Annotated in this window: 4 protein-coding genes and 1 pseudogene; all 5 read left to right on the plus strand. The window is 34.4% G+C overall.

All coding sequences use genetic code 11. From position 1 onward, the window contains the following. On the plus strand, positions 1-1,244 hold a 1,244-nt coding region (locus CYJ57_RS07620), incomplete at its 5' end, for a recombinase family protein (protein ID WP_101954774.1). A gap of 350 nt (positions 1,245-1,594) precedes the next feature. Next, on the plus strand, positions 1,595-1,864 hold the full coding sequence (locus CYJ57_RS07625; protein ID WP_101954775.1) for a recombinase family protein: 270 nt from the start codon (positions 1,595-1,597) through the stop codon (positions 1,862-1,864). Positions 1,865-2,138: 274 nt separating this feature from the next. Beyond that, a complete protein-coding gene (locus tag CYJ57_RS07630; protein ID WP_143826757.1) occupies positions 2,139-2,483 on the plus strand; it encodes a hypothetical protein in 345 nt (114 codons plus the stop codon). A 336-nt stretch (positions 2,484-2,819) separates the two neighbouring features. After that, positions 2,820-3,164, plus strand: a pseudogene (locus CYJ57_RS08025) (AlbA family DNA-binding domain-containing protein); the annotation flags it as partial. Positions 3,165-3,704: 540 nt separating this feature from the next. Beyond that, entirely contained in the window at positions 3,705-4,283 is a 579-nt protein-coding gene (locus CYJ57_RS08030) for an ATP-binding protein (RefSeq protein WP_280522425.1), read from the plus strand. Positions 4,284-4,729: the final 446 nt, after the last annotated feature.

Here is a 4,729-nt window from a genome sequence, read left to right on the forward strand (position 1 = left end):
CGCATTTTAAATTCGTAACTATATTTTTTAGACATAAAATGACCCCCATAAAGTTAGTTTTTAACTCTAACTTTCGGGGGTCACCTCACACCATGGACTCCAAAGGTGAGGTGCTCATTACAATTATGGCTTCATTGGCTCAGCAAGAAAGTGAGTCAATGAGTAAAAATATTAAGATGGGACTACGATATAGATACCAAAATGGAGTGGTTGAATTTGGTACAAGTAATTTCCTTGGATATGACATGAATGAAAATGATGAGCTTGTGATTAATGAGGAACAAGCAAAAGTGGTTAGAAGAATATTTAAAGAGTATCTCGAAGGAAGTGGAACAGGACAGATTGCTAAAGGGTTAATGAAAGATGGTATTCTTACAGGAGCAGGCAATAAGAAATGGCTGGGAGAAGATATAAATCGTATAATTAGTAACGAGAAATATATGGGGGACGTCTTGCTTCAGAAAACATACACTGTCGACTGTTTAACTAAACAACGGATAAAAAATGATGGGAAAGTTCCCCAATATTATATTGAAGATAATCATGAACCAATTGTTTCCAAAGAAATATTTCATTTAGCTCAACAGGAAAAAGCTAAAAGAAGCAATGTATATACAGGAAAGAAAAATACTAGAAGACTACATCATGGAAAATATGCTTTATCCGGAATCGTAAGATGTGAACATTGTGGTGATATTTATCGCAGAGTGAAATGGAATAGTCGAGGAAGTAAAGCGACCGTTTGGCGTTGCGTCACTCGAATTGATAACTATCGAAAATGTAATGCGAGAAATATCAAAGAAGAAGAATTACATCAAATTGTTCTTGATGCGTTAAATCGGATGATTGATGAAAAAGAAAGCTATCTAAAAATAATGGATTCGATCATTAGTAAAATAATAGTGGACGATCATGATGAAAAGGTTGAGAGATTAAATGACAAATTGAGAACCTTACAAGAGACCTTAATCTTAGCGGCAAATCAAGATAAAGATTATGAGAAGATAGCGGATCAAATTTTTGAATTACGAACCAAGAAAGAAAAATTGTTAATTGAAAATGTAGCTAACCAAGAAAAGCGAAGAAGATTGGCAGATATCAAGGCTTACCTAAAAACACAACATACGAAACTAGAAGAGTATAAAGAAAGTCTTGTTACGAGGATTGTTGAACAAATACTAATTAAAGATGAATCAGTAGAAGTCACGCTGAAGTGTGGAAAAATTATAACGGTTGAAAAATAAGAGAGTCAAAGAATCATGTTGCTGGAGACATGGTTCTTTGACTCTCTTTTGTTGTATAATTAAGGTATTAAGGTACTGTATGAAATTTAAATTTTTGATTTTGGATATGTGTATGTAAAAAGTATAAAGAGTGAGGTAATATTTAAACAATGGTTCCTGAAGGACTTATTAATGCAAGTAAGGAAGTTATTGACTTTTCGTTACGAAATACGAAAGTTAATGTTAAAGATTGTATATGTTAACTTAAAAGTGAGCCACTATATTAATTGAAAACTGAGCCACTTTTGATAGAAAACAACCCTATTGAATAATTAATAGGGGGAATATCAGGAGTGATTGCGAAAGGGTAGATGAGAAATCAAATTCCAACGGGGTCAGGCAAGCTAAATTGGACCGGAGACGATATCAACCGAATCATCAACAATGAAAAATATATGGGAGACGCCTTGTTGCAGAAAACTTTCACAGTGGATTGTCTCACGAAGCAGCGAACTGATAACGATGTTACAGTTCCTCAGTATTACATTGAGAATAATCATGAAGCAATTGTTTCTAAGGATATCTTTAATCTAGCCCAGCAAGAAAGAGCCAGGCGAAGTAACCTTTACTCTGGTAAATGAAAGAAGAAGCGGCTTCATCAAGGGAAGCAAGCTTTAACAGGGAAAGTGTTCTGCAGTTACTGTGGCGATATATTCCGACGCATTAAGTGGAGCAGTCGTGGAAGTAAGTCAACTGTCTGGCCTTGAGAAACTCGAGTTAAAAATCATACCCAATGTCCAGCCAGAACAGTCAAGGAAGAAGTCTTGCAGCTAGCCGTTGTTGATGCCTTGAACCAGATGATTGAGGGAAAAGAGGGTTTTTTTAAAGCAATTAGAGCATAATATTAGTCAGGTTATGAATCAGACCTATGACCAGACAGTGGAACAAGTGGATGATCTGCTTCATTACTTACAAAAGCAACTCAATCAAGCTGCTAACCAGAAAGAAGATTATGAACGTATTGCGGAACAAATCTATGAACTTAGAGAAAAGAAGCAAGAGCTGATGATTCAAAACGCGATTAATGAAGAAAAGCGGCGACGTTTATCGGACATCAAGGCTTTTTTGAAAACTCAGCACACTCGTCTGGAGGAGTATGGTGAGGGTTTGACGAATCGATTGGTCGAGGGAGTGGTCATTAAGGATGAATGTATTGAAGTCGAGTTGAAGACTAGGGACATAATTAATATTGACAAATAAGAGAGACATTGGGCTATGCATCATCACTGCATAGCTCAATGTCTCTCTTTTTGCTATAATAGGTTCGAAACCTAAAACTCGCAAAATTATTAGAAGAATTATTTCGCACGTAAGGTAGTTTTTTTTCGATAGATTAGGAAAATAAAGCGAATAATTATGAATAAATCGTGCGTGAATCGTGCGTGAATCGTGCAAAAAAATCAAGAAATAAATAAAGAATCCCTTTACAAAGGGCTCTTTTTAGAAATTAATCGTGCGTGAATCGTGCTAAAATAGAAAAAATAGAGGTATATAGATGGATAAAAAAAATTATTAGAGTTAACTGAGGGAAAGAACGTTGAACTAAAAAAAGCAAAAAATAATGTTCCAGACTCATTCTGGGATACTTATTCTGCTTTCGCCAATACTGATGGTGGTCTAGTGGTATTTGGAGTGGATGAGAAAAATAATGAAGTGACTGGAGTAGATGATCCTTATAAACTAAGAGATGATTTGTTTAACTTGCTTAATAACACTCAAAAAGTTAGCGCAAATATTATTGAAGATGAAGATGTTCGAATTATAAATCTAGAGGATGGCACAAATGTCATTTTCGTTCATATCCCAGAAGCACCATATAATTTAAAACCAATTTATCTAAAGAATAACCCCCGGTTAGCATATGAGCGATTGGGTGAAGGCGACAGAAAGCTCTCAACAGAAAAATACAAAGCACTGGTAGTAGGCTCTCATGAAGTAACAGATAATGAGTTACTTAAAAATTATGATATAGGAGATTTAAATGAGGATGATTTAGAAGTTTATAAAAAATTGCTTTTTGATCAAACTAAAAATGAAAAATATCTTGAAATGAGTCATGAAGCAATGTTAATTGAAATTGGAGCTTTACGGAAAGATAGACAAGGCGATGGAAAATATTATATCACTACAGGGGGCCTGTTGTTTTTCGGTAAATTTCATGCGATAACTGATAGATTCCCTGGTTTTCAACTTGATTATTTTGAAAAAGAGTCTTCTTTAGTGACAGACTGGGTTGATCGAATCTCTACAGGAGATGCAGCCTTCCCTGAATTAAATGTTTTTAGCTTTCTGAGATTGGCTATAGACAAATTGAAATTATCAATAAAGGATGAGTTTGTGCTGGATGAAAGCACGAAAATGCGATTGCCGTTCAAATCGGATTTGCTGACATCGGTGAGGGAGGCTCTAGTCAATTCATTAATGCATGCTTATTACGATTCCGATACTCCAATTAGAATTAATGCTTATCCGGATTATTATGAATTTATAAATCCCGGAAAGATGAGAATAACTGTTGATGAATTCATTCATGGAGGAAACTCGAATATTAGAAACCATACCATGTCATCTATCATGCGCAGGATTAGAATTTCAGAAAAAGCAGGTAGTGGAGGTCCGCGTATTTTTGATGTTGCATCGAAATATAGATTAAAATTACCAGAAGTAATTAGAGAACAAAATCGAACAGTAGTAAGAATTTGGAAAGTCGATTTGGAAAAAACCTTTGAAACATACCCTGAAGAGCAGCAGAGAATACTGTATTATTTAGTCGAACACCAATCAATTAGTAGAAGTGAGGCTAATGAAAAATTGTCAATGGAAAATCATATGTTTAGAACTACCATTAACGATTTGCTAGAAAAAAATATGATTGATGTTATAGGTAAAGGTCGTTCAACAAGATATGTTTTTAAATTATCATCCCCTGAACAATCTTATGGTATGAAAAGATTATTAAGATTAATAGAAGATAATATAGTGCGCCGAGATTCTGAATAAGTGTTAACCAAACCAAACTCTCACAGCACCTAAATTAATCTATACCTGTACTCGAACGCACTCGGCTGGAAGAGTATGATGAGGCTTTGACGAATCAGTTGGTCAAGGAAGTTGTTATCAATGATAAATGTATTGAAATTGGTCTTTCCAGTATGGAAATAATTAGGATAGAAAAATAACAAAGCGGGAGTATAAATAATTAATTTAAAGGAGGCAAGATATGTCTTTTTAGGATTTTATGAATCTAGTTAATAACATAGTTTTTTGGTAAAATGGTTTTAGAATTTATTCAGATTGGAGTGAAAACTTTTGAGTAATTTAAGTATAGCTGTAGTAAAAGCAAACTTCTCATAAAATAAAGTCAAGTCCACAATCCTGTGTAAAATACTATACAATGTTTTACCGGTCACTCATTGATCAAACTTAATATATTTTCTTGTAGAACT

Origin of the sequence: Falseniella ignava, assembly GCF_002847645.1 — a bacterium.
Taxonomy (GTDB): Bacteria; Bacillota; Bacilli; order Lactobacillales; family Aerococcaceae; genus Falseniella; species Falseniella ignava.

Excerpts from the sequence above, each read along its gene's own strand:
- CYJ57_RS07625 (WP_101954775.1), top strand. The coding sequence starts at position 1,595 with ATGAGAAATCAAATTCCAACGGGGTCAGGCAAGCTAAATTGGACCGGA.
- CYJ57_RS07630 (WP_143826757.1), top strand. The coding sequence starts at position 2,139 with ATGAATCAGACCTATGACCAGACAGTGGAACAAGTGGATGATCTGCTT.
- CYJ57_RS08030 (WP_280522425.1), top strand. The coding sequence starts at position 3,705 with ATGCATGCTTATTACGATTCCGATACTCCAATTAGAATTAATGCTTAT.